Origin of the sequence: Devosia salina, assembly GCF_019504385.1 — a bacterium.
GTDB lineage: Bacteria > Pseudomonadota > Alphaproteobacteria > Rhizobiales > Devosiaceae > Devosia > Devosia salina.
Genome location: NZ_CP080590.1, coordinates 2857706 through 2883592, shown reverse-complemented (window position 1 = coordinate 2883592; position 25887 = coordinate 2857706). Strand labels below are relative to the sequence as shown.

Annotated in this window: 28 protein-coding genes; 11 read left to right on the top strand and 17 right to left on the bottom strand. The window is 64.1% G+C overall.

Annotated features, from left to right (window positions below; genetic code table 11):
• The first annotated feature begins 48 nt into the window (after positions 1-48).
• Positions 49-342, top strand: a complete 294-nt coding sequence (locus tag K1X15_RS14120; RefSeq protein WP_220304255.1) for a DUF2147 domain-containing protein — start codon at positions 49-51, stop codon at positions 340-342.
• Between the two features lie 123 nt (positions 343-465).
• Here the strand turns inward: K1X15_RS14120 and K1X15_RS14115 are convergent, their stop codons facing one another.
• The 3 genes from K1X15_RS14115 to K1X15_RS14105 form a co-directional block, all read right to left on the bottom strand.
• Positions 466-1371: a DMT family transporter gene (locus K1X15_RS14115; protein WP_220304254.1), complete on the bottom strand. Its 906-nt coding sequence runs from the start codon at positions 1369-1371 to the stop codon at positions 466-468.
• A gap of 138 nt (positions 1372-1509) precedes the next feature.
• On the bottom strand, positions 1510-2742 hold the full coding sequence (locus K1X15_RS14110) for an aminotransferase class V-fold PLP-dependent enzyme (RefSeq protein ID WP_220304253.1): 1233 nt from the start codon (positions 2740-2742) through the stop codon (positions 1510-1512).
• Positions 2743-2904: 162 nt separating this feature from the next.
• Positions 2905-3537 (bottom strand): Spy/CpxP family protein refolding chaperone, encoded by a 633-nt coding sequence (locus K1X15_RS14105; RefSeq protein ID WP_220304252.1) that lies wholly within the window; start codon positions 3535-3537, stop codon positions 2905-2907.
• Positions 3538-3672: 135 nt separating this feature from the next.
• Here K1X15_RS14105 and K1X15_RS14100 point away from each other — a divergent pair, with 135 nt between their 5' ends.
• The gene (locus K1X15_RS14100; protein WP_420828379.1) at positions 3673-4047 is read left to right on the top strand and encodes a GNAT family N-acetyltransferase; all 375 of its coding nucleotides are present in this window, start codon (positions 3673-3675) and stop codon (positions 4045-4047) included.
• Between the two features lie 12 nt (positions 4048-4059).
• Here K1X15_RS14100 and K1X15_RS14095 read toward each other — a convergent pair whose 3' ends face one another.
• A complete protein-coding gene (locus K1X15_RS14095; protein ID WP_220304251.1) occupies positions 4060-4488 on the bottom strand; it encodes a CBS domain-containing protein in 429 nt (142 codons plus the stop codon).
• 123 nt (positions 4489-4611) lie between these two features.
• Positions 4612-4920 (bottom strand): hypothetical protein, encoded by a 309-nt coding sequence (locus tag K1X15_RS14090; RefSeq protein ID WP_220304250.1) that lies wholly within the window; start codon positions 4918-4920, stop codon positions 4612-4614.
• 148 nt (positions 4921-5068) lie between these two features.
• Here K1X15_RS14090 and K1X15_RS14085 point away from each other — a divergent pair, with 148 nt between their 5' ends.
• Together K1X15_RS14085 and K1X15_RS14080 are read left to right on the top strand one after the other, a co-directional pair.
• Positions 5069-5485 carry a DUF4864 domain-containing protein gene (locus K1X15_RS14085; RefSeq protein ID WP_220304249.1) on the top strand — a complete coding sequence of 139 codons (417 nt, stop codon included), beginning with the start codon at positions 5069-5071 and terminating at the stop codon, positions 5483-5485.
• Positions 5486-5606: 121 nt separating this feature from the next.
• Entirely contained in the window at positions 5607-6809 is a 1203-nt protein-coding gene (locus tag K1X15_RS14080; RefSeq protein ID WP_220304248.1) for a pyridoxal phosphate-dependent aminotransferase, read from the top strand.
• 4 nt (positions 6810-6813) lie between these two features.
• Here K1X15_RS14080 and K1X15_RS14075 read toward each other — a convergent pair whose 3' ends face one another.
• Positions 6814-7188 carry a cupin domain-containing protein gene (locus K1X15_RS14075; RefSeq protein ID WP_220304247.1) on the bottom strand — a complete coding sequence of 125 codons (375 nt, stop codon included), beginning with the start codon at positions 7186-7188 and terminating at the stop codon, positions 6814-6816.
• A gap of 79 nt (positions 7189-7267) precedes the next feature.
• Here K1X15_RS14075 and K1X15_RS14070 point away from each other — a divergent pair, with 79 nt between their 5' ends.
• A complete protein-coding gene (locus tag K1X15_RS14070) occupies positions 7268-7732 on the top strand; it encodes a MarR family winged helix-turn-helix transcriptional regulator (protein ID WP_220304246.1) in 465 nt (154 codons plus the stop codon).
• Positions 7733-8803: 1071 nt separating this feature from the next.
• Here the strand turns inward: K1X15_RS14070 and K1X15_RS14065 are convergent.
• The 5 genes from K1X15_RS14065 to greA form a co-directional block, all read right to left on the bottom strand.
• On the bottom strand, positions 8804-9367 hold the full coding sequence (locus tag K1X15_RS14065; RefSeq protein WP_220304245.1) for a hypothetical protein: 564 nt from the start codon (positions 9365-9367) through the stop codon (positions 8804-8806).
• A 24-nt stretch (positions 9368-9391) separates the two neighbouring features.
• Entirely contained in the window at positions 9392-10099 is a 708-nt protein-coding gene (locus tag K1X15_RS14060) for an HAD family hydrolase (RefSeq protein WP_220304244.1), read from the bottom strand.
• 142 nt (positions 10100-10241) lie between these two features.
• A complete protein-coding gene (locus K1X15_RS14055; protein ID WP_220304243.1) occupies positions 10242-11135 on the bottom strand; it encodes a LysR family transcriptional regulator in 894 nt (297 codons plus the stop codon).
• A gap of 115 nt (positions 11136-11250) precedes the next feature.
• Positions 11251-12201, bottom strand: a complete 951-nt coding sequence (gene trxB / locus K1X15_RS14050; protein ID WP_220304242.1) for a thioredoxin-disulfide reductase — start codon at positions 12199-12201, stop codon at positions 11251-11253.
• 228 nt (positions 12202-12429) lie between these two features.
• Positions 12430-12903 carry a transcription elongation factor GreA gene (gene greA / locus K1X15_RS14045; RefSeq protein ID WP_220304241.1) on the bottom strand — a complete coding sequence of 158 codons (474 nt, stop codon included), beginning with the start codon at positions 12901-12903 and terminating at the stop codon, positions 12430-12432.
• Between the two features lie 376 nt (positions 12904-13279).
• Between greA and K1X15_RS14040 the strand changes: the two genes are divergently transcribed.
• Positions 13280-14428 (top strand): PQQ-dependent sugar dehydrogenase, encoded by a 1149-nt coding sequence (locus K1X15_RS14040; protein ID WP_220304240.1) that lies wholly within the window; start codon positions 13280-13282, stop codon positions 14426-14428.
• 18 nt (positions 14429-14446) lie between these two features.
• Here the strand turns inward: K1X15_RS14040 and K1X15_RS14035 are convergent, their stop codons facing one another.
• Complete coding sequence (locus tag K1X15_RS14035) at positions 14447-15019, bottom strand: TetR/AcrR family transcriptional regulator (RefSeq protein ID WP_220304239.1); 573 nt, start codon at positions 15017-15019, stop codon at positions 14447-14449.
• A 70-nt stretch (positions 15020-15089) separates the two neighbouring features.
• On the opposite strand from K1X15_RS14035, the gene K1X15_RS14030 reads away from it, so the two are divergent.
• Positions 15090-15497: a nuclear transport factor 2 family protein gene (locus K1X15_RS14030; protein ID WP_220304238.1), complete on the top strand. Its 408-nt coding sequence runs from the start codon at positions 15090-15092 to the stop codon at positions 15495-15497.
• Between the two features lie 60 nt (positions 15498-15557).
• Here K1X15_RS14030 and K1X15_RS14025 read toward each other — a convergent pair whose 3' ends face one another.
• Positions 15558-15767 (bottom strand): cold-shock protein, encoded by a 210-nt coding sequence (locus K1X15_RS14025; protein ID WP_220304237.1) that lies wholly within the window; start codon positions 15765-15767, stop codon positions 15558-15560.
• A gap of 492 nt (positions 15768-16259) precedes the next feature.
• On the opposite strand from K1X15_RS14025, the gene K1X15_RS14020 reads away from it, so the two are divergent.
• On the top strand, positions 16260-17237 hold the full coding sequence (locus K1X15_RS14020; RefSeq protein WP_240549497.1) for a class I SAM-dependent DNA methyltransferase: 978 nt from the start codon (positions 16260-16262) through the stop codon (positions 17235-17237).
• Positions 17238-17288: 51 nt separating this feature from the next.
• Complete coding sequence (gene ltaE / locus K1X15_RS14015) at positions 17289-18305, top strand: low-specificity L-threonine aldolase (RefSeq protein WP_220304236.1); 1017 nt, start codon at positions 17289-17291, stop codon at positions 18303-18305.
• Positions 18306-18314: 9 nt separating this feature from the next.
• Here the strand turns inward: ltaE and K1X15_RS14010 are convergent, their stop codons facing one another.
• A complete protein-coding gene (locus K1X15_RS14010) occupies positions 18315-19232 on the bottom strand; it encodes a hypothetical protein (protein WP_220304235.1) in 918 nt (305 codons plus the stop codon).
• A 139-nt stretch (positions 19233-19371) separates the two neighbouring features.
• Between K1X15_RS14010 and K1X15_RS14005 the strand changes: the two genes are divergently transcribed.
• A complete protein-coding gene (locus K1X15_RS14005) occupies positions 19372-20181 on the top strand; it encodes an SDR family NAD(P)-dependent oxidoreductase (RefSeq protein ID WP_220304234.1) in 810 nt (269 codons plus the stop codon).
• Positions 20182-20190: 9 nt separating this feature from the next.
• On the top strand, positions 20191-20826 hold the full coding sequence (locus K1X15_RS14000) for a TetR/AcrR family transcriptional regulator (RefSeq protein ID WP_220304233.1): 636 nt from the start codon (positions 20191-20193) through the stop codon (positions 20824-20826).
• Positions 20827-20855: 29 nt separating this feature from the next.
• On the opposite strand, the gene catB is transcribed toward K1X15_RS14000, so the two are convergent.
• The 3 genes from catB to carB form a co-directional block, all read right to left on the bottom strand.
• Complete coding sequence (gene catB / locus K1X15_RS13995; protein WP_220304232.1) at positions 20856-21473, bottom strand: type B chloramphenicol O-acetyltransferase; 618 nt, start codon at positions 21471-21473, stop codon at positions 20856-20858.
• A 198-nt stretch (positions 21474-21671) separates the two neighbouring features.
• On the bottom strand, positions 21672-22538 hold the full coding sequence (locus K1X15_RS13990) for an aminoglycoside phosphotransferase family protein (RefSeq protein ID WP_220304231.1): 867 nt from the start codon (positions 22536-22538) through the stop codon (positions 21672-21674).
• Positions 22535-25846 carry a carbamoyl-phosphate synthase large subunit gene (gene carB, locus K1X15_RS13985; protein ID WP_220304230.1) on the bottom strand — a complete coding sequence of 1104 codons (3312 nt, stop codon included), beginning with the start codon at positions 25844-25846 and terminating at the stop codon, positions 22535-22537. The genes K1X15_RS13990 and carB overlap by 4 nt, the downstream gene beginning before the upstream one ends.
• Positions 25847-25887 lie beyond the last annotated feature (41 nt).

Genomic DNA, 25887 nt, shown 5'->3' with positions numbered 1-25887 from the left:
GCCGCTGCGCCGGCAGTGGCCTCGCCGGTGGGCTTGTGGGAAATCGAGATGCGCGATTCGCGTTATGACGTGACCCTATGCGGCGATGGCACGCAACTTTGCGCCGAACTGGTGTGGCTGGGCAATGGCGCCGACAATGCGGAAAACCTGCCCTATCTCAACACGCTGCTGATCGATCATGCGCAGCAGACCCGGCCCAATCAGTGGAAGGGAGACCTGCATATCTATGGGCAGACGGCGGCGGGGACCATTACCCAGGTCAGCGCCGACCAGATTACGCTCAAGGGCTGCGTCGCCTTCGTGATCTGCAAAAGCTACCAGATGTATCGGTATGTGGAGTAGCGGCTGCGGCTGCCGCACAAGCGCTAGAAAATTTCCCGTTCTGATTGAAATCAGAGCGGGAAGGTCATCTGTTTGTCGCGCTTTCGAACCGCAAAAGTGGTGTCCGCGTTTGCTGATAACGCTCTAGTTGACGATGCGCGGCTCGTGCGGCTTGCGCCGGGCCCAGAGGGCCGGGATGGCCTCGACGAGCAGGATGGCGGTGAAGATGAGCGCAGCACCGGCATAGCCGATCGCCGGCAGCCTTTCACCCAGCACCACCGCGCCACCCAGAGCCGCGAACAGGCTTTCTGCCGACAGGATGATGGCGGCATTGGCCGGCGGCACATGCTGCTGGCCGATGGCTTGCAACGTGAAGCCGACAGCGGTCGAGAGCACGGCCGCATAGGCGATCTCGATCCAGCCGACGGAAATGGCTTCCAATGTCGGGGCCTCGGTGCCGAGCGCAATGGCGCTGGCGGCGATGCCGGCGAACAGGAAGCTGATGGAGGATACGAAGACAGGCAGGCCGGTCATGCGCGCGACATGGCCCAGCAGGATGACGTGCATGGCCCAGAAGACGGCGCTGGCCACGATCAGCCAGTCGCCACCATTGAAGGTGTCGAGACCGCCGCCGTTGAGGAAGTAGATGCCGACCAGTGCCAGCGGCACGCCGGCATAAACCACCGGGTGCGGCCGTGTGCGAAACAGCAGGAAGCCAAGCAGCGGCACGAAGAAGACGTAGAGCCCGGTGAGGAAGCCGCCATTGGTGGCCGTGGTGGTCGCCAAGCCCGCCTGCTGCAGCCAGGAGCCGAGAAAGAACACCGTGCTCATGGCCAGGATGAAGAACCAGTGCGTGCCGGTGAGCCGGATCGCCTTGCGGCGCAGTTCATGCAGAGCCAGCGGCAGGATGAGCAGGCCGCCGATGAGGAAACGGACGCCGGCAAAGGTGAGCGGTCCCATGGAATCCATGGCCGATTTCTGGGCGATGAAGGCAAAGCCCCAGAACATGGTGCAGAGCAGGAGAAGCGCGGAGGCGAGGGGACGGGACATGGGGAGATGATCTCGAGGCGGTGCAAAACGATGGGCCGACACCCCCACCCTGCTCGATTCAACGGACTTAGCGAGCCAAGTCCTATCTCGCTTCCCTCCCCACAAGGGGGAGGGTGGGGGCTGGTGGTCGTGGCAGGGCTAAAGCTCTGTGTCGAGTGCCGTGATCAGCCGCTGGATTTCGTCGGGCGTGGTGTAGTGCACGAAGGAGAGGCGGAGGACACCGTGATTGTGCGGGTCGATGCCCAGGGCTTCGAGCAGGCGTACGGCGTAGAAATTGCCACCCGAGGCCATGATGCCATGCCGGGCCAGGCGGCGGGCAATGTCGATGCCGGGTTCGGCGTGCAGGACTGAAATGGTCGGGGCGCGGACGGCCGGATCGGACGGGCCGATGAGGCGGATATCGTTGCGGGTGCGCAGGTAATCGAGCAGCGGGGTGGCGAGGGCGATTTCCTGGGCGCGCATGGCGGCATGGGCGCGGCGGAAGGGGTCGACGCCTTCGACGGTGGCCGGGGCGAGCGCGGCGACCTGTTCGAGATAGTCGACGATGCCGGCGGTGGCGGCGATCTGCGCATGGTCGGGACCAGAAGGGGTCAGGCGGTAGCGCAGCTTGGTGTCGTTGAAATAATGGCCCTGATTGGGCAGGGCGCGAGCCAGTTCGGGGCGGATGGCCATGACGCCCTGATGCGGACCATAGGTCTTGTAGGCTGAGAAGAAATAGATGTCGGCGCCCAAAGCGGCGAGATCGGGCAGGCCGTGCGGGGCATAGCTGACGCCATCGACCGCAAGCACGGCGCCCACGGCATGGGCGCGGGTGGCGATGTCGGCGATGGGGTTGATGTCGCCCACGATATTGGAGCAATGCGGGGCGGCGACCAGCTTGACCCGCTCATCGAGCAGGACATCGAGCGCGTCCAGCGAGAGACGGGCGGTTTCGGTATCCACCTGCCATTCGCGCACCTCGATGCCGCGCGCGGCAAGGCGCCGCCAATTGCCGGTATTGGCCTCGTGATCCTGATTGGTGACGATGATGGCGTCGCCGGGCTTGAGCCAGGCACCGAACGCATTGGCCAGCACATAGGTATTGGCGGAACTCGAAGGGCCGATATGGATCCAGTCCGATGGGACGTTGAGTGCCCGGGCGAGACGTTCATAGGCGAGGTCCATGGCCGCCCCAGCCGCTTCCGAGGCGGAATAGACGCCATAGGGCTGCACCTTGGTGGCGCGATAATAGTGGTCGAGCCGGTCAAGCGTGGCCTGGGCGGTATAGGAGCCGCCGGCGTTTTCGAAGAAGGCCTGACCTGCCAGGCTGGGCTCGGAGAAGGCCGGGAAGAGAGAGCGGATGCGCGCGGGATCGAGGGGGAGACGGGTCATGGACGGCCTGCAGGGAGTGGTACCCTTCTCGTAGTCGAGGCGCAGGCAAAAGCAAACCCCGGCTGTTGAGAGCCGGGGTTCGGCAGCACCCACAATAATGGGGGCGGAGGGGGTGCCGCTATGGCCGCCGACGAAGGAGCGCGGCGGCCGGTTCTCGCTGGCCTAGCGGTTGCCCTGACCCATGGGGCGATGGCTGCCGTCGCGTTGGCCGGGGCCACCCTGCTGCATGCCCATCTGTCCCATGCGCTCGCCACGCTCGGGGATGAGGGCCGCCTTCTGCTCGTCAGTCAGGCTGTCGAAGAAGGCGGTGAAGGCGGGCTGCACGGCTTCGAGGGCCGCAAGACGGGCGGTCTCGATGGCGATGCGATTGTCGAAACGCTCGGAGATGTCCGGGACCGCGGCCGTGTCGCCCTGGGCCGGAGGGGTGGGGCGCAGACCCTCGGTGGCGGCATCGAAGGCGGAAGCGGCAGCCAAGGCATCGGTCTTGAGGGCCTCGAGCAGCACAGTCTGCTCGTCGGTCAAATCGATGGCATGGCTGAGCCGGACAATGGCAATCTCGATGGCTTCCGCGCCGTGCTCGATGCTGAACAGGCCGCCGCCCATCATGCCGCCGCCCTGGCGCATGCCCGGACCTTTGCGGAAGCCGTGTTCGGCGCCGGGGGCCGAGGCGTCAGACTGGGACTGTGCGGCCGGCGTCGCCGGAGTGGCATTCTGGGCCATAGCCGGCGCCACGGCACCAAGGCCGATGGAGGCGGTCATCAGGGCCACGATGGCAGTGGTGGAAATCGTCTTCATGGTCGTTCATCCTTTGCATGGGATCGCCGGGAACCGGCATGAGCACGACCATAGGCAAGGCAAGCTCTTCACGACCTTGCGACTGAATGAAGCTTTGGAGAGGTTGGTAAGGTGGGCAGCGCGATCAGCTATGGCATTGGCGAGCGGCTAGAGCTCGATACCCTGGCGGCATTCTGGCGTCGCTCCTGGGGCGCGCCGCCGCCGACGGATTACGGGGCCGTGTTGGCCCGGAGCCTTGCCTATGTGATTGCGCGCGATGGCGATCGGCTTGTCGGCTTTGTCAATGTCGCCTGGGATGGCGGCATTCACGCCTTCATCCTCGATACGGCGGTGGATCCTGATTATCGCCGGCGGGGCATCGCAACCGAACTGGTGCGGCGCGCGGTCGAAACTGCCCGTCAACAGGGCGTGCATTGGCTGCACGTGGATTTCGAACTCCGGCTCGAGGGCTTCTATCGGGCGTGCGGGTTCGCGCCCACCAGTGCCGGGTTGATGCGGCTGGCTCCCTGAGACCCGAGACCGCTAGCCGGCGATATATTCGCGCAGCGACTCGGCCTCGTGCTCGACCTCGGCGATCTTGAGCTTGACGACGTCGCCGATCGAGATGATGCCGATCAGCTTGCCGTCCGCGGCCACCGGCATGTGGCGGATGCGACGCTGGGTCATCGATTCCATGACATCGTCTATGGTGGTGGTGCGTTCGCACGTGACCACGCCTTTGGTCATGCAATCAGCGATGGACAGGGACAGCGCGCCGCTGGGATTCTTGCCCAACTGGCGGACAATGTCGCGCTCGGACAGGATGCCGACGATGCGGCCTGCATCCTCGGTAATGACGATGGCGCCGATATTGTGAGCGTTGAGCATGGCAACCGCGTCTGCCAGCGTGCCCGTCCTGGGCAAGGTAAAGACGTCTGACCCTTTGGTCTTCAGGATGGCATCGACATGCATTGGTCATTCCTCCTGGTGAGACCGGAAGTGTGGACCCGAGCCGGGTCCACCGCAATAGGCCGAAAGTCAAAAAGAATGGCCGACGCAAGCGCCGGCCAAGTCATTCGTCAGGGGGAAACACAGTCAAGCGGCTCGATTGTCCTCCGGCGAACGGGCCCAATCGGTGGGGCGCGGCGCGCGGGCGGGTGCGTGAGCCGGAAGTGTGCCGCGCCAGGCAAAGCGCGCCACCTCGAAAAGCAGGACCAGCACGAGCAGGGTCAGCGGCACCATGAAGACCGCAATCTGTGTATCAGGCTGCGTGGCAAATTCGGCGGCCTGGGCGGGTGAAACGCCGACAAACAGCGCTCCCGCCATTGCCAGGGTCGCACCGAATGCGCCGAAGGCGGCCGTCAGCCTGAAACTTTTGCGCTGGGGGGACGTAGATTTGTGCATGGGATCGACGTCGTATCCTCGTTTCCGATGGTGGTAAGATCACCACGCAAAAACGGTTCGACTATGAACCGAAGGGGGACAGGGCGGGACCATTTGAGGGCAGAACTGTGGCAGCCGGCCGGCTGTCCGAGCCAAGGGAGGCTGAGTGATGCGCGTATTTCTGGGACTGTTACTGAGTGTTTTGATGCTGATGCCAGGCTGGGCGCAGGAGGCCGAAGCGGCCTGGCGCGCCACGGTCACCGGCCAGATCGTGGCACTGCGCGATGGCGACGCTGAAGCGGCCCTGTCCTTTGCGGGGGCAGGGTTCCGGGCCGCCTACCAAGGCGATCCGCAGCGCTTCGCAGACGATATTGCCCGCTCCGGCTATGCCCCGATTGCCACGTCGCGATCCCATAGCTTCGGTGCGTTCCGCGAGCTCGCGCCGGGCGTGGTGGTGCAATCGGTCGAGCTGGTCGACAAGGACGGTCGCGTCTGGGAGGCGATCTATCAGCTCGCGGACGAGCGCGACGAAGGCTGGCGGGTGCAGGGCGTGGTGCTGCGCAGCACGTCCGGTATCGGAATTTGACCGGCAGAGCCACTTACCCCCTTCGCAGTCCCTGCTCGGGCCGCTAGAAGCGGAACGGCTGTGTGCATGCGGGGCCATGATGCTGCGTCTTGGCCCGTGACATGCCGAATGGGAGGCGTAGATGGGTTTCTTGTCCGATGCACTGGGGCGCGTGGCGCCGTCAGCAACCGTGGCGATCAGCCAGAAGGCGCGGGTGATGGCCGCCGAGGGCAAGGACATCATCGCGCTTTCGGCGGGTGAACCGGATTTCGACACGCCGGAGAACGTCCGTGACGCCGCCAAGCGGGCCATGGACGAGGGCAAGACGCGCTATACCAATGTGGATGGCATTGCCGAGCTCAAGGAAGCGGTGGCGGCAAAATTCCGGCGCGACAACGGGCTCGACGTAACGGCGGCAGACTGCTTTGTCGGGTCGGGTGGAAAGCAGATCATTTTCAATGCCTTGATGGCGACGCTCAATCCGGGCGACGAGGTCGTGGTGCCGGTGCCCTATTGGGTGAGCTACCCCGAAATCGTGCGGTTGTGTGGGGCGGAGCCGGTGTTTGCGGTGGCGGATGCCTTGACCGGGTTCAAGCTGACGCCCGAGGCGCTGGAGGCGGCGATCTCGGAAAAGACCAAGTGGCTGATCCTCAATACGCCGTCCAACCCGACGGGCGCGGCCTATTCGGCTAATGAATTGAAGGGGTTGGCGGAGGTGCTGATGCGCCATCCGCATGTGCATATCCTCACCGACGACATCTACGAAGTGCTGGTCTATGACGGCAAGACCTTCGCCACGATCGCCCAGGTGGAGCCCCGGCTGCAGGCCAGGACCCTCACCATGAACGGCGTTTCCAAGTCGCATGCCATGACGGGCTGGCGCATCGGCTATTGCACGGGGCCCAAGGAATTGCTGGCCGCGATGGTGAAGCTGCAGAGCCAGTCGACCACCAATCCCAGCTCGATCTCGCAATGGGCGGCGGTCGAGGCGCTGAACGGGCCGCAGGATTTCCTCAAGGAGTGGCGGGACGCGTTCCAGGCGCGGCGCGATCTTGTGGTGGCGGGGCTCAATGCCAATACCGGGCTCGACTGCCTGACGCCGGAGGGAGCGTTCTATGTGTTCCCCTCGTGCCAGCGGCTGCTGGGCAAGACCAGTGCCGGGGGCACGAAACTCGATACCGACGAGGATTTCGTGCTGGCGCTGCTCGAAGAGACCGGCGTGGCGCTGGTGCATGGCACGGCTTTCGGCCTGCCGGGGCATTTCCGCCTCAGCTATGCGGCCAGCAATGCGGAACTGGAAGAGGCGGTCAAGCGGATCCAGGCGTTCTGCGCCGGGATCCACTGAACCCTTATTGTGCCCAGGGTGGCGTGAAAGGTGCCTGTCCGGGCAGGATGGCCTGGCCGCCAACGGGGAATATGGTCACGGCGCAGAAATCCGTGTTGCCGACATTGGTGAGCGTCAGGTCAGTATCGGGCGGGACGATCAGGGTGTCGCCCTCTTCGATGTCGTGGGTCTCGGTGCCGATCTGCGCCGAGCCTTGCCCCGCAGTGCAGACGAATATTTCCTCATGGGTGAGGCGATGTGGCGTTGCCTTGGTGCCGGGCGCGATGCGCAGGTGCCAGACGGCGTTGCTGGTTGAGCCGCGGCTGGGCGAGGCCAGTCCGGTGAAGATCGTGCCAGGTAGCTGGAAGGTCGGCGCGGCCGAAGCCTTGGTGATGGGCATGGATGTGACTCATGTCAGTTGAACTGGACGGCAGCGGCTGCTATTCCGTCAAGCAACTTGACTAATAGAGGATTTCAATTTGGTCAAGCAACTTGACGATAATTTGCCGCCGCTCATCGATCATATCGGCTGGCGGCTGACGCGGTTGAGCCGCCTTTGGAAGGCAGAGTTCGACGCGGCAATGGTGGCGCGTGGTCATGACTGGATGACCCAGGCCCAGGGCAGTGTCGTGGGGCATCTGCGCAATGCCGGGGTGCCACAGGGCAAGCTGGCGGGGTTGCTGGGGATCAGCAAACAGGCTGTGCAGCAGCATGTCGACGACCTGGTGGCGCTGGGCGTGGTGGAAAGGGTGCCCGATCCTGCCGACGCCCGCGCGCGCCTTGTGCGCCTGACGGAGAAGGGGGCTGCGGCCCTGGGGGACAGCAATGCAATCAAGCTCGACATTGAGGCGCGGTATCGGGCCCGGTTGGGCGACGACGCGTTTGCGGCGCTGGAGCAGGCGCTCGACCAATTATCCGAGGCGGGATCAGGCACGACTTCCTGATGTGGACCGATAGCGCCGGTGAGAAACTGCGGCCAACGCTGCGGTTAAAAAAATGGCCCCGCCCGAGGGGATGGGCGGGGCCGTTCGGCCTACGGCAGAGCCGCTGACCTTGGAGGGGCGGGTCACCACGAACGCCGCCGTTGAGGGCAATATCCAACAAGGCCGCCTGCGGCACAAACGCGCAATGGGAAGTGCTGCCATGCAGATTCGCGAGGGGCACGGCCCGGGCGCGAATGGCCGGAAAGGCACCCGTCCGTCGCGTGCTGAAGCCCTGGGTTGCGGGCAAAAAAAGAGGCTCCAACCGAAGTTGGAGCCTGATGATAGGGCCGAAGCCAAATCGCAAGTTTTGGTCCTGCGCATGGGAGGAGGATATGCGCCAGACCGGTGGATCGTCGCCGAGGGAGGAGGATTCGGTTTCGATCCGGTGTCGCAAGAAGCGGGTCCGAGGGAGGAGGATACGGAGCGGCTTCACCAGCGACGTTTACGAATATAGGTTTTGACCGTTTGGTCAGCAATGCATGGATCGTCATGACAGCTATGCAATAGGCACAGCGACAAACTGTCCAATTTCTAGGCAACGAGACAGGGTGGCGACAGGTTCCCGCCTGGCGGCGCCGGGACGAAAAAAAGGCCCCATCCGAGGATGGGGCCTGATGATTGGGCCGGAGCCAAATCGAAAGTGGGGCAGAGAGCAAGGGAGGAGGAGTATGCCGCTCTGCCATGGACCTCGGATCAAGGGAGGAGGAGATGATCCTAAGTCCGCTGTTGCGATACGGGGTCCGAAGGGAGGAGGAGATCGGAGCGCGCCTCAGCAACGAGACCTATATGAACTCTACTGGTTTGATAGACAATCCCGAAACTGACATGTCAGCCATGCGTTTTTGCGGGGGACTGTCATGGCACCGGACAAAAAAGAAAGGCCCCGCTCGAGGGGAGAGCGGAGCCCTAAGGAGGACAGGTCAGGGACCTGTCAGGAGGGAACGCAGCAGGCGCAAGGGAGGGAGGAGAAAACACCCGCTGTGATGAAGGGGCATATAGGGGTGTCCGGTGGTTTCGCCAATCCGGCTGGGGTTATGTCAGCCATGCGCCTTGCGCATGCGAGGCGAAATTTCGCAACAATTTCAATGCTACCACTTTAGGCTGCGGCGGGCTGCCACAGGGGTCTCGGGGCTCGAAGGCGGATTCCAGAAGGCCGCGCAATGTCAGGTTGTCGGTCAGGACGATATTGTCGAGGGCCCAGACCTCCCCCTGCTGCAGCAGGATCAGCGTATCGGTATAGGTCGCCTCCGGTGCACCGGCGAAGCCATAGGTGACGTTGACCATGGCCGCGCCATCATAGGCTTCGGTGACTTCCGTCTCGCAAGTGTCAGGCTTGTCCGGCCAGCTCGACCAGGGAACGCCATCGCCCAAAGGCGGCTTCTCGTCGGGCGCGGCGGCCTGCAGTTCGGCATTGCGGGCCATGGCGACCTCTATCGCCTGGTTCAGTGAAGGCGTGAGCAGATCCAGGGGATCGGCCGTGCCGTCCATCATGGCGACGCAAAAGGCGCTGCCCAACGCGTCGGGGGTGGATGGGGCGGCGAGGGCGGGGGTGGCCACGGCAAAGGCGAGGGCGACGACAAGCAGGCTTCGATGCATCTGTGCCTCCAGAATGGCGGCAGACTAGCGCAAGGCCTCAAACCGGTCGATGGCGCTCTGAAGCTGGCCGAGATGTTCGATGCGGGTATAGCGCGGCTCGCCCTCCGGCTCCTCGGCATGTTCATAGGACCAGGTGAGGTCGTGCGGGACATAGGCGGCGCAGGCGCCCGTCGCCAGGGCCGGCAGGATGTCGGATTTGAGCGAATTGCCGGCCATGATGGTGTGTTCGGGCCCCTCGGTGTGACGCTCGAAGATGCGGCGATAGACGGCCTCGGTCTTGTCGGCGACCACTTCGACCGCGGCGAAGTAATCGGCCAGGCCCGAGGCGGCCAGCTTGCGTTCCTGATCGAAAATGTCGCCCTTGGTGACCAGGATCAGCCGGTAGCGGTCCTGCAGGTGCTCAAGCGCCTGGTCGACATAGGGCAGGGTCTCGATGGGAAAGTTCAAGAGTTCGCGGCCGGCGGCGAGGATTTCGGCGATGACGGTGCCGGGCACGCGATGCTCGGTGACCTCCAGCGCCGTCTCGACCATGGAGAGCGCAAATCCCTTGGCGCCGAAACCGTAGAACTGCAGGTTGCGGGCGGTGGCGGAAATCAGCCGTTCGGTGAGGTCCGGTGCGTCGGTGTAATCGCGCAGCAGATCGGAAAAGCGCTGCTCGGTGAGGCGGAAGAACTGCTCGTTCTGCCAGAGGGTGTCGTCGGCATCGAGGGCGATGGTGGTGATGCGGGGCATGTGCAGTCCTCGCGGAAAGGACACCCCCACCCTGCTCGATTCAACGGACTTAGCGAAGGGCCAAGTCCTATCTCGCTTCCCTCCCCACAGGGGGGGGAGGGTGGTGATGGGGCCGAGAGATTGAAGTCGGATCAGGCGGGTGTCAGAACGACCACTCGCGGGCCTTGGAGACCAGGAAGTCGCGGAAAACGCCGACGCGCTTGGAGTTTTTGAGGGCGGGCGGATAGACGAAATAGGCTTCGTAGGCGGGCAATTCGATCTCGGGGAGAATCTGGACGAGGCCATCTTCCTTCTCGGTCACATAGTCGGGCAGCATGGCGATGCCGATGCCGGCACGACAGGCCTGCATCATGCCATAGATGGCGTTGACGCGCAGGGCAGCGCGGCGCGGGCTGGAATCGGCGCGGCCCATGCGTTCGAGATAGTTGATGTCGCCCAGATAGGAGGGCACCGGCTCACCGAAGCTGATGATGCGGTGATTGTCGAGGTCCTCGGGCGATTTGGGCATGCCGTGCTCGTCCACATAGGTGTCGGCGGCATAGAAATGGTTGTGCACGGTGAACAGCTTGCGCTGGATCATTTCGGACTGGTTGGGCCGGTGCAGGCGGATGGCCACGTCGGCCTCGCGCATGGCCAGGTCCAGTTCGGCGTCGTTGAGGCGGATTTCAAGCTGGATCAGGGGATAGAGCTTGAGGAATTCGTCGAGCCGCGAGGAGAGCCAGGTGGAACCGATACCCACGGTGGTGGTGACGATCAGCGGTCCGGTGGGGACGTCCTGGCTTTCGGACATCTGGGTTTCCACCTGCTGCAATTCCCAGTGCATGCGGTGGGCGGTGCGGAACAGCTGCTCGCCCACCTCGGTCAGCACCAGGCCGCGGGCGTGGCGGATGAAGAGCTTGAGGCCCAGATCATCTTCCAGGGCGGAAATTTGCCGACTGACGGCGGACTGGCTCATGCCGAGCTTTTCCGCGGCATGGGTGAAACTGCCCGACTCGGCGGCGGTGTGGAAGATCCGTAGCTTGTCCCAGTCGAGCATGGTGGTGACGCTTTCCCTGTATTTTCTCAGCCAGGTCGAACACTGCCCCTCGCCTGCGGCGAGGGAGGCACAGGAATTGTGACAGCAGCGTGACTTGGCCTTTGATTTTGCACGTCTATTCGGCTGCCTCCGCCAATTCGTGCGCGGCGAGGAACCGTTCGGCATCAAGCGCGGCCATACAGCCCATCCCGGCGGCGGTGACGGCCTGGCGGTAGACATCATCGGTCACGTCGCCAGCGGCAAAGACGCCGGGCACATTGGTCTCGGTGGAGCCGGGCTTCACCTGCAGATAACCGCCGGGCTTCATGTCGAGCTTGCCCGCAAAGATGGCAGTGGCCGGAGCATGGCCGATGGCGACGAAGATGCCGTCAATCGGCTGCTCATAGGTCTCGCCGGTGATGGTATTGCGCAGAGTGACGGTATTGACCGATGGCGGCATGGGCGTGCCGCCGACTTCGGCCACTTCGGTGTTCCAGCGCACCTCGATCTTGGGGTTCTTGAACAGGCGGTCCTGCAGGATGCGTTCGGCGCGGAATTCGTCCCGGCGATGCACCACGATGACCTTCTCGGCGAAATTGGTGAGGAACAGGGCTTCCTCGACGGCGGTATTGCCGCCGCCGACCACCAGGACCTGCTTGCCGCGATAGAAAAAGCCATCGCAGGTGGCGCAGGCGGAAACGCCAAAGCCCTGGAATTTCTGCTCGGAAGGCAGGCCGAGCCACTTGGCCTGGGCGCCGGTGGCGATGATCAGGCTGTCGGCGGTGTAGGTGTCGCCGCTGTCGCCATGCAGCACGAAGGGCCGGACATCGAGATCGACCGAGGCGATGATGTCGTTGACGATGCGCGTGCCGACATGTTCGGCCTGCGCCTTCATCTGGTCCATCAGCCAGGGGCCCTGGATGACATCGGCAAAGCCGGGATAGTTCTCGACATCGGTGGTGATGGTCAGCTGGCCGCCGGGCTGCAGGCCCTGGATCATCACCGGTTCGAGCATGGCGCGCGCCGCATAGATGGCAGCGGTGTAGCCGGCCGGGCCGGAGCCAATGATGATGACTTTCGCGTGCATCGCGACGCCTCTCCAACAGATTCCAGGAATTCTCCCTCGCCTCTAATTAATGGTCGAAGGGGAGAGGTTTCAAGGCAAACTCACTCCCGCAGGGCAGTTGCTCGCGGGAGTGCACATGAAAGACACAGATATTTGCGGAGATGCCCAATAAACCGGCACCTGAGACGCGATGGAACGCGCCGGGCGGCGAAAATGCGGGCTGCTCACCCCGCCGGGCGGCGCCGATTCTCAGATATAGCGAATCTTGAGGATCTCGTAGCTCCGGGAGCCGCCCGGGGCGGCCACTTCGAACGAATCGCCTTCTTCCTTGCCGATCATGGCGCGGGCGATGGGCGAGGAGATCGAAATGCGTCCGGCCGAGGCGTCGGCCTCCGGATCGCCGACGACCTGATAGGTCTTTTCTTCCTCGGTATCCTCATCGATATAGGTGACGGTGGCGCCGAACTTGACCTTGTCGCCGCTGAGCTTGGTCACGTCGATGATGTCGGCCAGCGCCAGGATGGTCTCGAGTTCCTTGATCCGGCCCTCGTTGAGGCTCTGCTGTTCCTTGGCGGCGGAATATTCGGCGTTTTCGGACAAATCGCCGTGGGCGCGCGCTTCGGCGATGGCGTCGATGATGCGGCGACGCTCGGTGCTGGTGCGGTGCTCGAACTCTGCGGAAAGGGCCTTGTGGCCCTGAACCGTCATCGGGATCTTGTCCATAATTGTGCTGCCTCCAATCGGCTCGGCATAACAAGAACCGCCGCGTGGCCGGGTTTGCCGGGCCGCGACAGGTCATAAATGATGTGGGGCCCTGCCGGTGCATCCTGGCTCCGGCATGGCGTCTCCCTGCCAAGCTGCGTTCGGCCACTGCTTCACGACACGTCTTTTCGGGAGATGGGACAAGCTTGCCCGCGCCGCGCCTTGCGGTCAAGCCGCCGTTCGACAAGCGCGCGGGGTCTCCACATTCTCGTGCGGGGCTGTGGACGATGCGGGCCGAAGTGGCGGTCGCCGTTCAAAATTGCGTTGTCGCCTTGCCCCTGCCATGGCGGCAGGGTGTCTGCAGGGACAGGCCAACGAAGCGGAGGACGGACGCAGGATGTTTCAACGAGGGATCGCCGCCACGCTCGCCCTTGCCGGATTGCTGGCGCTGCCGCCGGCCGGGGTGCAGGCGCAGACAATCGGGAGCAGCGCCGGGCGGGTGCAGGCCATGGTGCTGGCGGAGGGGCTCGACCATCCCTGGGCGCTGGCTTTCCTGCCCGATGGGCGGTTTCTGGTGACCGAGCGGTCCGGCCAGTTACGCATTGTCAGCGATGGCGCAATCGGTCCGCCAGTGGAGGGCGTGCCCGCTGTGGTCGCGCGGGGGCAGGGCGGATTGCTTGACGTGACGCTGGCGCGCGATTTTGAGGAGAGCGGCAGGCTCTATATGAGCTTTTCCGAGCCCGCCGCCGATGCGGGAATGGACAGCGGTTCCGGCACTGCGGTGCTCTCCGCGCGGCTCGACCTATCCGGTGAGCGGGCGCGGCTGGTGGATCAGCAGGTCATCTTCCGGATGAACCATTTCGATGGTTCGACGCGGCATTTCGGGTCGCGCGCGGTGGTGGGCAATGACGGCAATCTGTTCGTGACGCTGGGCGAGCGTGGCACCGCTGCACGTGCGCAGGACCCGCAGGACCTGGCTGGCGCGGTGGTGCGCATTGCGCCCGACGGATCGGTGCCGGCGGATAATCCGAAGCCTGAGGGCTGGGCGCCGGAATTGTGGAGCATTGGCCATCGCAATCCGCAGGGCGCGGCGGTGCGGGACAGCGACGGCGCGCTGTTCGCGGTGGAGCATGGCGCGCGGGGCGGGGACGAACTGAACCTGGTCCGGCCGGGGCGCAATTACGGCTGGCCGGAGATCGCCTATGGCACCAATTATGATGGCTCGCCGATCGGCGTCGGGCAGGCCCAGCCGGGCCTGGAACAGCCGCTGCACTTTTGGGATCCCTCTATCTCGCCGTCGGGCCTGGCCTTTTATGAAGGCGAGCTGTTTCCCGCATGGAACGGGGATTTGCTGCTGGGCGGGCTGAGTGGCCAGCTATTGGTGCGGCTCGACATGGAAGGCGATGCCGTGGTCGGGGAGGAGCGGTTGTTCGAAGGGCAGCTGGGGCGCATCCGCGATGTCGGGGTGGGCCCCGATGGCGCCATTTACCTGGTGACCGATGCGGACAATGGCCGGCTCATACGGGTGGCGCCGGAAGGAGAGTGAGGCGCAGTCGACGGGCTGCTAGCGGCGGACGGCCTGCCAGGCGGCATCGGCGAAGAGGTCGGCAATGCGTTCCGCCGCGTCCGGTGCGGTTGGTGGCGCCTGGCGCAGATAGCTATAGACCGGGCCAAGCATCAGTGAATGGGCGATCTCGAAGGGCAGGTCGCGGACGGTGCCCTCCGACTGCATCTGGGCGAAACGTGCCGCAGCGGCGGCGTGGCCCTCGGTGAGCAGCGCCCTGATGGCCCCCAGTTCAGGGTCGATCATTGCCAGGCCGCGCAGTTCATCGAGAAAGCGCGCCTGATCGGGATGGGCCAGTCCCCAGAGTGCGAGCCCCCGCACCGACGCCTTGATGTCCGCCTCGGCGGACTGGCCTGGCAAGACCGTTCGCTCCGACCAGCCGGCAATGGCCTCGCGCAGCAGGGCCTCGGCCAGGCCGGCCTTGCCGGCAAAGAAGTGGTAGATGCTGCCGGTGCTGGCGCCACTGCGTTGCCTTATGTCGCTCATGGAGGTCGCCAGATATCCCTTGGCCAGGAAACAGGCGAGGGCTGCGTCAAGAATCTGGCGGCGACGGTCTGGTGCGGACTTGGGCATGCTGAAGACTAGACGATCCTAGAATGCTGTTCTAGTGTGTTTTCTAGAACGCCGTTCCAGGGAGGGTGCAATGATCGATGCCGTAGCGCTAGTGCAAGCCTATATCCGGGCCGTCGAGGCCTTCGATGCGGAGGCGGCGGCGCCGCTGCTCGCCGAGGAGATGCAGTTCGAGGAATTGCCCAACCGCATCCGGCCCAAGGGCGGAGTGGATGGAAAGGCCGCCATGATGGCGGCGCTGAGGCGCTCCGGCGAGCGCAAGCTCCTTTCGGGGCAGCGTTATGTGCTGGGCGACATCATCGCCAGCGGCGAGCGGGTGGTGGTGGAAGCGCGGTGGGAGGGCGACCTCGTGGTGCCCGTGGGAGCGTTGCCGGCCGGCGGCACAATGGTGGCGCATATCTGCATGGTGTTCGAGGTCCAGCAGGGGCGCATCGTGCAGCAGCGCAATTATGACTGCTACGAACCGTTCGAGGCGGTCTGAGGTCAAAGCAAGGGGCGCGCCCGTTGCCAGGCGCGCCCCTTGTCATTCTGTGCGGATGGATCAGGAGGCCGTGAGATTGTCGGCCGCGGACTTGCCGGTCCGCTTGTCCTTGACGATCTCGTAGCTGATCTTCTGGCCTTCATCCAGGCCATTGAGACCCGAGCGCTGGACGGCGGAGATGTGGACGAACACGTCCGCCCCACCCTCGTCAGGCTGAATGAAGCCATAGCCTTTTTGGCCGTTGAACCATTTAACGGTACCAGTTGCCATGATGCGCGTTCCCTCGTGCAGTCGCTGCTGGAGCGGCCCTGGCCATGCACCCGGCCAGAACCTAGTTGATATCGAAATATCGGAAGATGACGTCAGCAGTTGCGAATGGAATTCGCGTCTTCAGATCAGTCGGCCGCAATATTCGATGCAGGGAAGCGTAGCCTGAAATGCGCGAGGCATCAATATGTCGTGTAGGCGCTACAAAACGCCCGGCGGAACAGGAAGTTCTGACGGGGCGACAACCACTTAGGCTCAATGGCATCCGGCGTCGAGAGGACCCGGACGGGCCGACGCGAAGGTGCGTAGCGGCCAATCGCGAGGCGGATGCGCCGCCGGGGATTGGTCGCCTTCCATTCTAGACGAGTCTGTGTGGATGGAAAGTGAACATTTGCCCAATTACCGGCAAATGCAATTTGCTTGCGTTTCGTCGCGCTTTGCGGCACATCCCGCGCGCCGCGCCAGACGGGCCGGTGTTCTCGAAAGCATTTCGTCTTGACCAAGGCGTTCTTTTCTTCCGGCGACGTGATCGCCGACCGGCGCGCGGACTATGCCCGCATGCTGGCCGAACAGGGTGACCATGCGGCTGCGGCCGAGCTGATGGGCCAGGCACTGGAGCTGGCGCCGGACTGGGCCGCGGGCTGGGACCTGGCGGGCAGCTACCATGAGAAGGCGGGCAATCTGTCGGCGGCGATCGCTGCCTGGCGGCATCTTGAAGCGCTGGACGACGATGGCGTGTTCGGTGCGCGGCTGAAGCTTGCGGCGCATGATGCCGGTCCTGCGGGCGAGGGGACGGCGGTGGGCTATGTCGAGGCGCTGTTCGACCAATATGCTCCGCAATTCGAGGCAGCGCTGGTGGGCAAGCTCGGCTATCGCGTGCCGGACATGCTCGACGCGCTGGTGGACGAAGAGATGGCGCGTCTTGGCATTGCGCATTTCCAGCGCGCGCTGGACCTGGGCTGCGGCACCGGGCTGATGGGGGAGCGGCTGCGCAAGAAGGTCGGCTATCTCGAAGGGATCGACATTTCCGCCGCAATGATCGCGGAGACGGCGCGCAAGGGCATTTATGACAGCCTGCAGAAGGCGGAACTGGTCGCGGCGCTCAACGCGCGGCGGGCCGATGCGGACCTGATGACGGCGGCAGACGTGCTGATCTATTGCGGCGCGCTGCAACCGGTGCTGGCGGCGCTGGTGCCGGCCTTGAAGGCGGGCGGGCTGGTGGCCTTTTCGCTGGAGGCCCACGACGGCGCCGAAGAGGTGTTCCTGCGCCCCAGCCTGCGCTATGCGCATGGCGTGGAAGCCACGCGGAACGCGCTGGTTGTTGCCGGGCTGGAAGTGTTGCGGTTCGAGACCGCGGTGCTGCGTTTCGACCGCGGCGCTCCGATCACAGGCATTCTCGTGGTGGCCCGCAAGCCGGTGGTGGAACTGACCGCCGCCAATGACGAAGCCGAGGGCGGCGACGTCGCGGCCTAGCAATTTGCGCCCGGGCTTGGCAGAAGGGGGAGGATTCTTCGGGAGCCTGCCATGAATGCCATTCGCTACGATTTCCGGTCCGACACGGTGACCAAGCCCAGCGCCGGAATGCGTGCGGCCATGGCCGCGGCCGAAGTGGGCGACGATGTGTTTGGCGATGATCCGACCGTCAACCGGCTGGAACAGCGCATGGCCGGCATGCTGGGGAAGGACGCGGCGCTGTTCGTGCCCTCGGGGACGATGTCGAACCTTTTGGCCCTGATGAGCCATTGCGGTCGCGGTGACGAGTTCATCGCCGGGCAGAATGCGCATTGCTACAAGTATGAAGCCGGGGGCGCGGCGGTATTGGGCTCGATCCAGCCGCAGCCGATTGCGCACCGGGCGGATGGCACGATGGAACTCAATGACATCGAAGCGGCGATAAAATCTGGCGACAGCCACTTCGCCACGACACGGGTCATTGCGCTGGAGAATACCTTTGGCGGGCGGGTGCTGCCGGTGGCCTATATGAAGGCGGTTGCAGAGATTGCCGGGCGGCATGGGCTGGGGCTGCATCTGGATGGTGCGCGCGCCTTCAATGCCTGCGTGGCACTTGGCCTGGATATCAAGGATTTTGCCGCGCCCTTCGATACGGTTTCGATCTGCCTGTCCAAGGGACTCGGCGCGCCCGTGGGATCGGTGCTGGTGGGCCGGGGTGACCTGATCGAGACCGCAAGGCGCAATCGCAAGATGCTGGGCGGAGGGTTGAGGCAGTCGGGCGTGCTCGCAGCAGCCGGGCTCTTTGCAGTTGAGCATAATGTGGCGCGTCTGGCCGATGACCACAGGCGTGCCAAGGCGCTGGCGGAGGGCCTGGCGCGACACGAGGCGCTGCGGGTGACGATGCCCGACACGAATATCCTCTGGATCGACATGGATGCGGCCCTGGGCGAGCGATTCACCGCCTATCTGGGAGAGAATGGCGTGGGCATCACAGGTCGCTATGGCCAGCAACGCTGGGTGAGCCACCTCGATGCCGGCGACGCGGATGTGGCCGCCGCGCTGGCGCTGGTCGACCGGTTTTTCAGTTGAGCGATCTGCTCAGCGCGAAACGCTGGATCGCATGAGATAGACCGTGCCGCCGACTTCGGCGCGGCGGAAGGCGATCTCCGAGAGGGCGTCGTCATTGAGCAGGGTTTCCTGCCAGACCGCGTCGATCGAGGCTTCCTGGCCCAGGTTTCGGTCGATGCCGATGAAACGATAGGGCTCGGCGCCGCGCGCAGCCTCGGGGTGCTCGCCACCGGTCCACTGGTAGTCGCCGCTCTCGGCATTGGCCCAGAAACCGAATACCGCCAGTTGGGCAATTGCATGGGCCGGGGTCGAGGTCTCGTCGGACTGGGTCGCATAGAGTTCGGGCCAGTCGGCGACCTGGCCCTCGATTTCGGTCCATTCGACGGTGTCAAAACCGGCATAGGGGTCGAGGCAGGGCCGGCCCATGCAATCGGCCTTGCTGGCTTCCTTGTCGGAAATGATGCGGCTGCTGGCCTCGAGCAGGATGGCGGCATTGTTCATTTCCGGCGTGAAGACGAAGCGCCAAGCCATATGCGGCCCGCGGCCGAACTCCTCGACCGGCGCGGTGTTTTCGATGCCATAGGCGTCCGCGGTTTCGGCGTGGATGACGGCGGCCATGTTGTAGTGGCGGACTTCGATGAAGCTGTAGGGCGCACCGTTCTCGGCGATCATTTCGCCATAGGCGATGGCGGTGCGGGTGCGGCCGCTTTCGATGGACTTGTCGGCAATCAGCATGGCTTTTTCGAGCGGACCGACGGTGCCGCCGGGCGTGGTGACCGTGAGATCGAACCACTGGTCGATCAGCCGCACCTCGAGCCCTGGGATATCTTCGGCGGCAAAGCCTTGCGCATAGATGAAATCATGGATTGCTTGGTCCAGCGGCTGGGCCGCGGCCAGGGTCGTGGTGGCGAGCAGGATGGCGGCGGTAGCGGCAGCAGTGCGGATCATCGTGTCCCCCGGGCGTGATACGCCTTGATAGCGCGAGGAAAATGAACCGGAGATGACCGGGAAGGGAAGAGAGCTTGACAGTGTCTCCAATTAGTGAGTTAGTTGAATAACTAAATTTACGGGAGCAGGATGAATGGGCATGGAAAAGTGGATGGTGCGGCTCGACGCAAGGCGGTTCGGGCCGTGGGCGGTGGTGACGGGTGCCAGTTCCGGGATCGGGCGCGAATTTGCCCGGCAGATTGCCGCATCGGGGATCAACCTGGTGCTGGTTTCGCGGCGCGCGGAAGCGCTGGAGACCGTCGGGCAGGACCTGAGCCGCGAGCACGGGATCGACTATCGGGTGGTTGCGGCCGACCTCGGCGAGCCGGGAAACGAGCACCTGGTGATGGACCAGACTGAGGACCTCGAGATCGGCCTGTTCGTCTCCGCCGCCGGGACGGGGCAGCCGGGGGCATTCCTGGCGTTCCAGCCAGCTCAATTGCTCCGCCAGACCCAGCTGATGGGCGTGTCGCACATGCTGTTGACCCATCACTTCAGCCGGCGCTTTGCGGCCCGAAAACGGGGTGCGACATTGCTGGTTTCGGCGCTGGGGGCGGATAGCGGTATTCCCTTCCACGCCAATCCAGCGGCGGCGAAAGGCATGGTCAATGCGCTGGGGCGGAGCCTGCATGCCGAACTCAGGGAGCATGGCGTCGGCATAACGGTGCTGATCGTCACTCCGACCGAAACGCCGCTGATCAAGAAGATGGGGCTCGATGCCTCACCCATGCCGATGAAGCCGATGCCGGTGGCCCAATGCGTCGGCGAGGCGCTGGAGGGGGTGAAGCGGCGCAAAATGGTGGTGGTGCCCGGGCGGCTTTACAGGATCATGAATGCGGTGATGCCGCACAGCTTGGTGCGGGCGATGACCGCGAATATGATGCGGCAAAGCACGACATTCGTTGGTTAGGAGCAGCCCTTGGCTGACAAGAGCAAACCGGCCCCTCGCGGCAAACGCGAGCGGCTAACCCAGGCGGCGGTAGAGCTGGCGCATCGGCAGGGCTACCGGAGCACGACATTGGCCGACCTGGCGCAGGCCTCGGACGTGCCGCTGGGCAATATCTACTATTACTTCAAGAGCAAGGACGATATCGGCCGGGCGGTGCTGGAGCAGCGGCTAGGCGAAGTCGCCATGATGGAGCAGATGCTGTCGGCACTGCCCTCGCCGCTGGAGCGGTTGCTGGCCTTCGTCGAAAACTCGATCGGCAATGCGGCGCTGGTGGCAGAGCTTGGGTGCCCGTTGGGCACGCTGAGCGCAGAACTCAGCAAGGATGAGGGTGACTGGACGGCGCCGGCCAGGGGGCTGCTGGGTGGCCCGATGACTTGGATGGAAAGCCAGTTTGCCGAGATGGGGTTCGGCGGGGAAGCCGCCGACCTGGCGCTACAGCTGCAATCGTCATTGCAGGGGGCGTCGATCCTGGCGCATAGCCTGGGTGATCCGGACCTGCTGGTGCGCGAGGGGCGGCGATTGCAGGGATGGTTGCGGGGGCTGGCGACGAACGCCCCGCTTAGTTCTGCCAGGCCCTTTGGGCCGAGTGGCGCTACCTCCCCCTGAGAAGGGGGAGGCGCGCAGGAGCCGCCGGTTCAGCGCCAGAACGCGTAAAGGCCGGCAATATCGGCCGAGGTGAGCAGCGGCATGGCTGAAGTGAGGCTCTCGACCGGCCAGTCCCACCAGGCCAATTCCAGCAGCATGCCGATTTCAGCGTCGCTGAAGCGCTTGCGGATGGGTTTCGCCGGGTTGCCGCCGACGATCGTGTAGGGCTCGACATCCCTGGTCACCAGGGCGCGGGTGCCGATGATGGCGCCATGGCCGATGGTGACGCCGGGCATGATGATGGCTTCCGAACCGATCCAGACATCGTTGCCGATGACGGTGTCGCCGGCGGGCCGAAAGGCATTGTTGGCCGTGGCGAATTCGGGCGCATCGGGGACGAAGGCGAAGGGGAAGGTCGAGATCCAGTCGTTCCGGTGGCCCTGATTGCCCGCCATGATGAAGGCGGCACCCGAGCCGATGGAGCAGAAGGCGCCGACAATGAGCCGATCGACGCCGGGCGTCGTCATCAGGTAGCGGGCGCAGTCGTCAAAGGAATGGCCGTGATAATAGCCCGAATAGTAGCTGTAGCGGCCGACCACGATGTTGGGATTGGTGACCTGGCGGTCGAGCGGGATGCCCAGGAACGGGCTTTCGAAGAAATTGGACATGATTGTTCCATGAAGGTGCGCCGGATGGCGCGGATGTGCAGAGAACCGGATGCGCAGCAGCAATCGCCGGCGCGTCGGCCGGTGAAAGGGCGCTTCCTCCCGCCTGTCATGCGGGCAGAAGCGCTATGCGCTGGTTCGGTCTGCGGACTTCATGGTGGGGTGGTTGTAAGCCCGAAACCCAGAGGTGTCGAGGGTCGGCTAAGGCGTCGTAATTCCAAGCGCGCGAATGGCCCATGGAAAGGCCGTTGACAATTGCTGCTGCTGGACGCGACGGACAAAGGGGGCATCGGGTATCGTCGGCTGGCCGGCACGGGCAGCGAAATACCCTGAGATCAGCGCAGCAACTTCAGGGGCATCTGGCATGACCTGATCGGGTAAGGGGCCACCTTCATACGCCAGGCTTGGCAGGAATCCACCAAGATCTACGGCGGGATTGCCGAGGCCCGCTTCGCTCCAGTCTATGAACTTGACCCCGTCGGGCGCGATACAGATGTTGTCGCTTCTGAGATCGAGATGAACGAGTGCGTCGCCGGTCTGGACGCAAGCTGCCTCGGCGTCAACGAGCGTTTGCAGCCATCTGTCCAGCCAGGCGGACGTGACCAGATTCAGAGAGAGAAAGGGATCGGGGTCCCTGGCAATTTGAGGCCATCCTGCGTGCTGGCCGGACAGAGTTCCTGCAGCCGGGAGCGCAGCGGTGGTTTGATGGAGTTGGGCGATCGCATCGAAAACCTGCCGAATGTGGGGTTTTGTCCAGGGCGGCGGCCAAGTCGCGTCGCTCAGGTCTTCAATGACCAGCATGGGCCGGTCCGTGTCGGCATCCACGCCATACAGCGGCGGCATGAATGGCGCTGAGATCGAGTCGTAGGCCTTGATCTCACGATGTAACATGGCTGCGGTCGTCGGGGTGGTGGCGATTTTGACGAACGCGCTGCGCCTTTCGTCGCTCACCCGAAAGCGAGCGGCAGCCGTGTAACCTCCGGCGACCGGTCGCCAATCGTCTGGCCGCCAGCCAAGAATGCGAGTGATGCGCGCCTCCACTTCGGGCGAAGGCGCGCCCGAACTCATGCCGCGAAGTAGTCCTGCAGGGCGCGGACCTGCAGGCCGCCCTGGCGGTAGGCGATGATCCCTTCCACGGCGGCGAGGGCGCCGTCGATGGTGGTGTAATAGGGGATCTTGGACAGGAGCGCGGTGCGGCGGATGTCGCGGCTGTCGGAGATCGACTTGAGACCATCGGTGGTGTTGATGACCAGCTGCACGCCGCCATTCTTCATGGAGTCGACGATGTGCGGACGGCCTTCGAGCACCTTGTTGATCTTGGTGGCCGGGACATTGTTGTCGACCAGATAGCGCTGGGTGCCGCCGGTGGCGAGGATTTCGAACCCGGCTTCCACCAGGTGACGGGCCATATCGACGATATGTTCCTTGTCGGCATCGCGAACCGAAATGAAGGCCTTGCCCGAGGCGGGAACCTTGGAGCCGGCACCCATCTGCGATTTGGCGAAGGCCATGGCGAAATCGGTGTCCAGCCCGATGACTTCGCCGGTCGACTTCATCTCGGGGCCGAGGACGGTATCGACGCCGGGGAAGCGGTTGAACGGGAACACGGCTTCCTTGACGGCGATGTGCGCGAGCTTCTTTTCGACGAGGCCGAAGCTGGCCAGGCTCTCGCCGGCCATGATGCGCGAGGCAATCTTGGCGATAGGCTGGCCGATCACCTTGGCGACGAAGGGCACGGTACGGGAGGCGCGCGGATTGACCTCGATGAGGTAGATGGTGTCGTCCTTATAGGCGAACTGCACGTTCATCAGGCCGCCGACCTTGAGCGCGAAGGCCAGTTCGCGGGTCTGGCGCTTGAGCTCGTCGATGATCGCGGGCGGCAGGGTGCGCGGGGGCAGCGAGCAGGCCGAGTCACCCGAGTGGATGCCGGCTTCTTCGATATGCTCCATGATGCCGGCGACGAAGACATCCGTGCCATCGGAGAGGGCATCGACGTCGATTTCGGTGGCGCCGGAGAGATAGGCGTCGAACAGCAGCGGGTTGTCGGAGAGGACCGAGTTGATCTGGCCGGTCTTGTCGTTGGGATAGCGCTGGAGAATATCGGGCGGGACCAGGCCGGTGAGGGTGTCCTGCACATAGCGCTCGAACTCGCTGGCTGAATGGACGATGGCCATGGCGCGGCCGCCCAGCACATAGGACGGGCGGATGACCAGCGGATAGCCCAGGCGCTCGGCGACGAGGCGGGCCTGTTCGAGGCTATAGGCAATGCCATTCTTGGGCTGGGTCAGCTCGAGCTTGTTCAAGAGCTTCATGAAGAGGTCGCGGTCTTCGGCCAGATCGATGGCCTCCGGCTGGGTGCCCAGGATCGGCACACCGGCCTTGGCGACGGCTTCGGCCAGGTTCAGCGGGGTCTGGCCGCCGAACTGCACGATGACGCCGTGAAGGGTGCCATTCTGCTTTTCGGTGAGCAGGATCTCGATGACGTCTTCCTCGGTCAGCGGCTCGAAATAGAGGCGGTCGGAGGTGTCATAGTCGGTCGAGACGGTTTCGGGATTGCAGTTGACCATGATGGTCTCGTAGCCGGCATCGGCCAGCGCGAAGGCGGCATGGCAGCAGCAATAGTCGAATTCGATGCCCTGGCCGATGCGGTTCGGGCCGCCGCCGAGAATGACGACCTTCTTGCGGTCGGAGGGGCGGGCCTCGTCATCGACCTTGCCGGCGAAGGGGGCTTCATAGGTCGAATACATATAGGCGGTGGGCGAAGCGAATTCGGCCGCGGAGGTGTCGATACGCTTGTAGGCGGGACGCACTTCGAGGCTGTGGCGCAGCTTGCGGACGTCGGAGGGCTTGAGGCCAGCCAACTGGGCGAGGCGCGCATCGGAGAAGCCCATGGACTTGAGCTGGCGCAGGGTCGCTGCGTCCTGCGGCAGGCCGTACTCCTTGACCTTGGCTTCCATGTCGACGATGCCGCGCATCTGTTCGAGGAACCAGGGGTCGATCTTGCAGGCTTCGTAGATGTCCTCGTTGGAGACGCCCAGGCGCATGGCTTCGGCCACGTGCAGCAGGCGCTGGGGCGTGGCGGTGCCGAGGGCGGCCTTGATGGCGTTCTTGTCCTCGCCTTCGCCGAGGCCCGGAATGCCGACCTCGTTGAGGCCGGTGAGGCCGGTTTCGAGCGAACGCAGGGCCTTTTGCAGCGATTCCTGGAAGGTGCGGCCGATGGCCATGGCTTCGCCCACCGACTTCATCGAGGTGGTAAGGCGATTGTCCGAGCCGGGGAATTTTTCGAAGGCGAAACGCGGAATTTTGGTGACGACATAGTCGATGGTGGGCTCGAACGAGGCCGGGGTGGCGCCGCCGGTGATGTCGTTTTCGAGTTCATCGAGCGTATAGCCGACGGCGAGGCGCGCCGCGACCTTGGCAATGGGGAAGCCGGTGGCCTTGGAGGCCAGTGCCGAGGAGCGCGAGACGCGCGGGTTCATCTCGATGACGACCATGCGGCCGTCCTTGGGATTGATGCCGAACTGGACGTTGGAGCCGCCGGTTTCCACCCCGATCTCGCGCAGAACCGCCAGCGAGGCGTCGCGCATGATCTGGTATTCCTTGTCGGTCAGCGTCAGGGCCGGGGCGACGGTGATCGAGTCGCCGGTATGGACGCCCATCGGGTCGATGTTCTCGATCGAGCAGATGATGATGCAGTTGTCCTTCTTGTCGCGGACAACTTCCATTTCGTACTCTTTCCAGCCGAGCACGCTTTCTTCGACGAGCACTTCATTGGTGGGCGAGGCGTCGATGCCGCTTTCGCAGATGGCAAGATATTCCTCGCGATTGTAGGCAATGCCGCCGCCGGTGCCGCCGAGGGTGAAGCTGGGGCGGATGATGGCGGGCAGGCCAATGACTTCGAGCGCCTGCAGGGCTTCGATGGTGTTGTGGGCGAGCATGGAGCGCGGGGTTTCGAGCCCGATCTTCTTCATGGCGTCGCGGAACAGCTCGCGGTCCTCGGCCTTGTCGATGGCCTCGGCGGTGGCGCCGATCATCTCGACGCCGAATTTTTCGAGCACACCCATTTTGCGCAGCGAGAGGGCGCAGTTGAGCGCAGTCTGGCCGCCCATGGTGGGGAGCAGCGCGTCGGGGCGCTCCTTCTCGATGATTTTTGCGACCACTTCGGGGGTGATCGGCTCCATATAGGTGGCGTCGGCCAGGTCCGGATCGGTCATGATCGTCGCCGGGTTCGAGTTCACCAGAATGATCCGGTAGCCCTCTTCCTTGAGCGCCTTGCAGGCCTGGGTGCCCGAATAGTCGAACTCGCAGGCCTGGCCGATGATGATCGGGCCGGCACCGATGATGAGGATCGATTTGATGTCGGTACGCTTTGGCATTCGGGGCTCGCTCTGGCTCGTTCAGTTCACTGTTGGTCGCG

Bases quoted from the DNA above. Each gene is read 5' to 3' on its own strand.
- K1X15_RS14010 (WP_220304235.1), bottom strand. From the start codon at position 19,232: ATGATCCGCACTGCTGCCGCTACCGCCGCCATCCTGCTCGCCACCACG.
- K1X15_RS14065 (WP_220304245.1), bottom strand. From the start codon at position 9,367: ATGCATCGAAGCCTGCTTGTCGTCGCCCTCGCCTTTGCCGTGGCCACC.
- K1X15_RS14040 (WP_220304240.1), top strand. From the start codon at position 13,280: ATGTTTCAACGAGGGATCGCCGCCACGCTCGCCCTTGCCGGATTGCTG.
- K1X15_RS14055 (WP_220304243.1), bottom strand. From the start codon at position 11,135: ATGCTCGACTGGGACAAGCTACGGATCTTCCACACCGCCGCCGAGTCG.
- K1X15_RS14030 (WP_220304238.1), top strand. From the start codon at position 15,090: ATGATCGATGCCGTAGCGCTAGTGCAAGCCTATATCCGGGCCGTCGAG.
- K1X15_RS14085 (WP_220304249.1), top strand. From the start codon at position 5,069: ATGCGCGTATTTCTGGGACTGTTACTGAGTGTTTTGATGCTGATGCCA.
- carB (WP_220304230.1), bottom strand. From the start codon at position 25,846: ATGCCAAAGCGTACCGACATCAAATCGATCCTCATCATCGGTGCCGGC.
- K1X15_RS14110 (WP_220304253.1), bottom strand. From the start codon at position 2,742: ATGACCCGTCTCCCCCTCGATCCCGCGCGCATCCGCTCTCTCTTCCCG.
- K1X15_RS14105 (WP_220304252.1), bottom strand. From the start codon at position 3,537: ATGAAGACGATTTCCACCACTGCCATCGTGGCCCTGATGACCGCCTCC.
- trxB (WP_220304242.1), bottom strand. From the start codon at position 12,201: ATGCACGCGAAAGTCATCATCATTGGCTCCGGCCCGGCCGGCTACACC.
- catB (WP_220304232.1), bottom strand. From the start codon at position 21,473: ATGTCCAATTTCTTCGAAAGCCCGTTCCTGGGCATCCCGCTCGACCGC.
- K1X15_RS14090 (WP_220304250.1), bottom strand. From the start codon at position 4,920: ATGCACAAATCTACGTCCCCCCAGCGCAAAAGTTTCAGGCTGACGGCC.
- ltaE (WP_220304236.1), top strand. From the start codon at position 17,289: ATGAATGCCATTCGCTACGATTTCCGGTCCGACACGGTGACCAAGCCC.
- greA (WP_220304241.1), bottom strand. From the start codon at position 12,903: ATGGACAAGATCCCGATGACGGTTCAGGGCCACAAGGCCCTTTCCGCA.
- K1X15_RS14060 (WP_220304244.1), bottom strand. From the start codon at position 10,099: ATGCCCCGCATCACCACCATCGCCCTCGATGCCGACGACACCCTCTGG.
- K1X15_RS13990 (WP_220304231.1), bottom strand. From the start codon at position 22,538: ATGAGTTCGGGCGCGCCTTCGCCCGAAGTGGAGGCGCGCATCACTCGC.
- K1X15_RS14025 (WP_220304237.1), bottom strand. From the start codon at position 15,767: ATGGCAACTGGTACCGTTAAATGGTTCAACGGCCAAAAAGGCTATGGC.
- K1X15_RS14120 (WP_220304255.1), top strand. From the start codon at position 49: ATGCGCGATTCGCGTTATGACGTGACCCTATGCGGCGATGGCACGCAA.
- K1X15_RS14075 (WP_220304247.1), bottom strand. From the start codon at position 7,188: ATGCCCATCACCAAGGCTTCGGCCGCGCCGACCTTCCAGCTACCTGGC.
- K1X15_RS14035 (WP_220304239.1), bottom strand. From the start codon at position 15,019: ATGCCCAAGTCCGCACCAGACCGTCGCCGCCAGATTCTTGACGCAGCC.
- K1X15_RS14005 (WP_220304234.1), top strand. From the start codon at position 19,372: ATGGAAAAGTGGATGGTGCGGCTCGACGCAAGGCGGTTCGGGCCGTGG.
- K1X15_RS14115 (WP_220304254.1), bottom strand. From the start codon at position 1,371: ATGTCCCGTCCCCTCGCCTCCGCGCTTCTCCTGCTCTGCACCATGTTC.
- K1X15_RS14095 (WP_220304251.1), bottom strand. From the start codon at position 4,488: ATGCATGTCGATGCCATCCTGAAGACCAAAGGGTCAGACGTCTTTACC.
- K1X15_RS14080 (WP_220304248.1), top strand. From the start codon at position 5,607: ATGGGTTTCTTGTCCGATGCACTGGGGCGCGTGGCGCCGTCAGCAACC.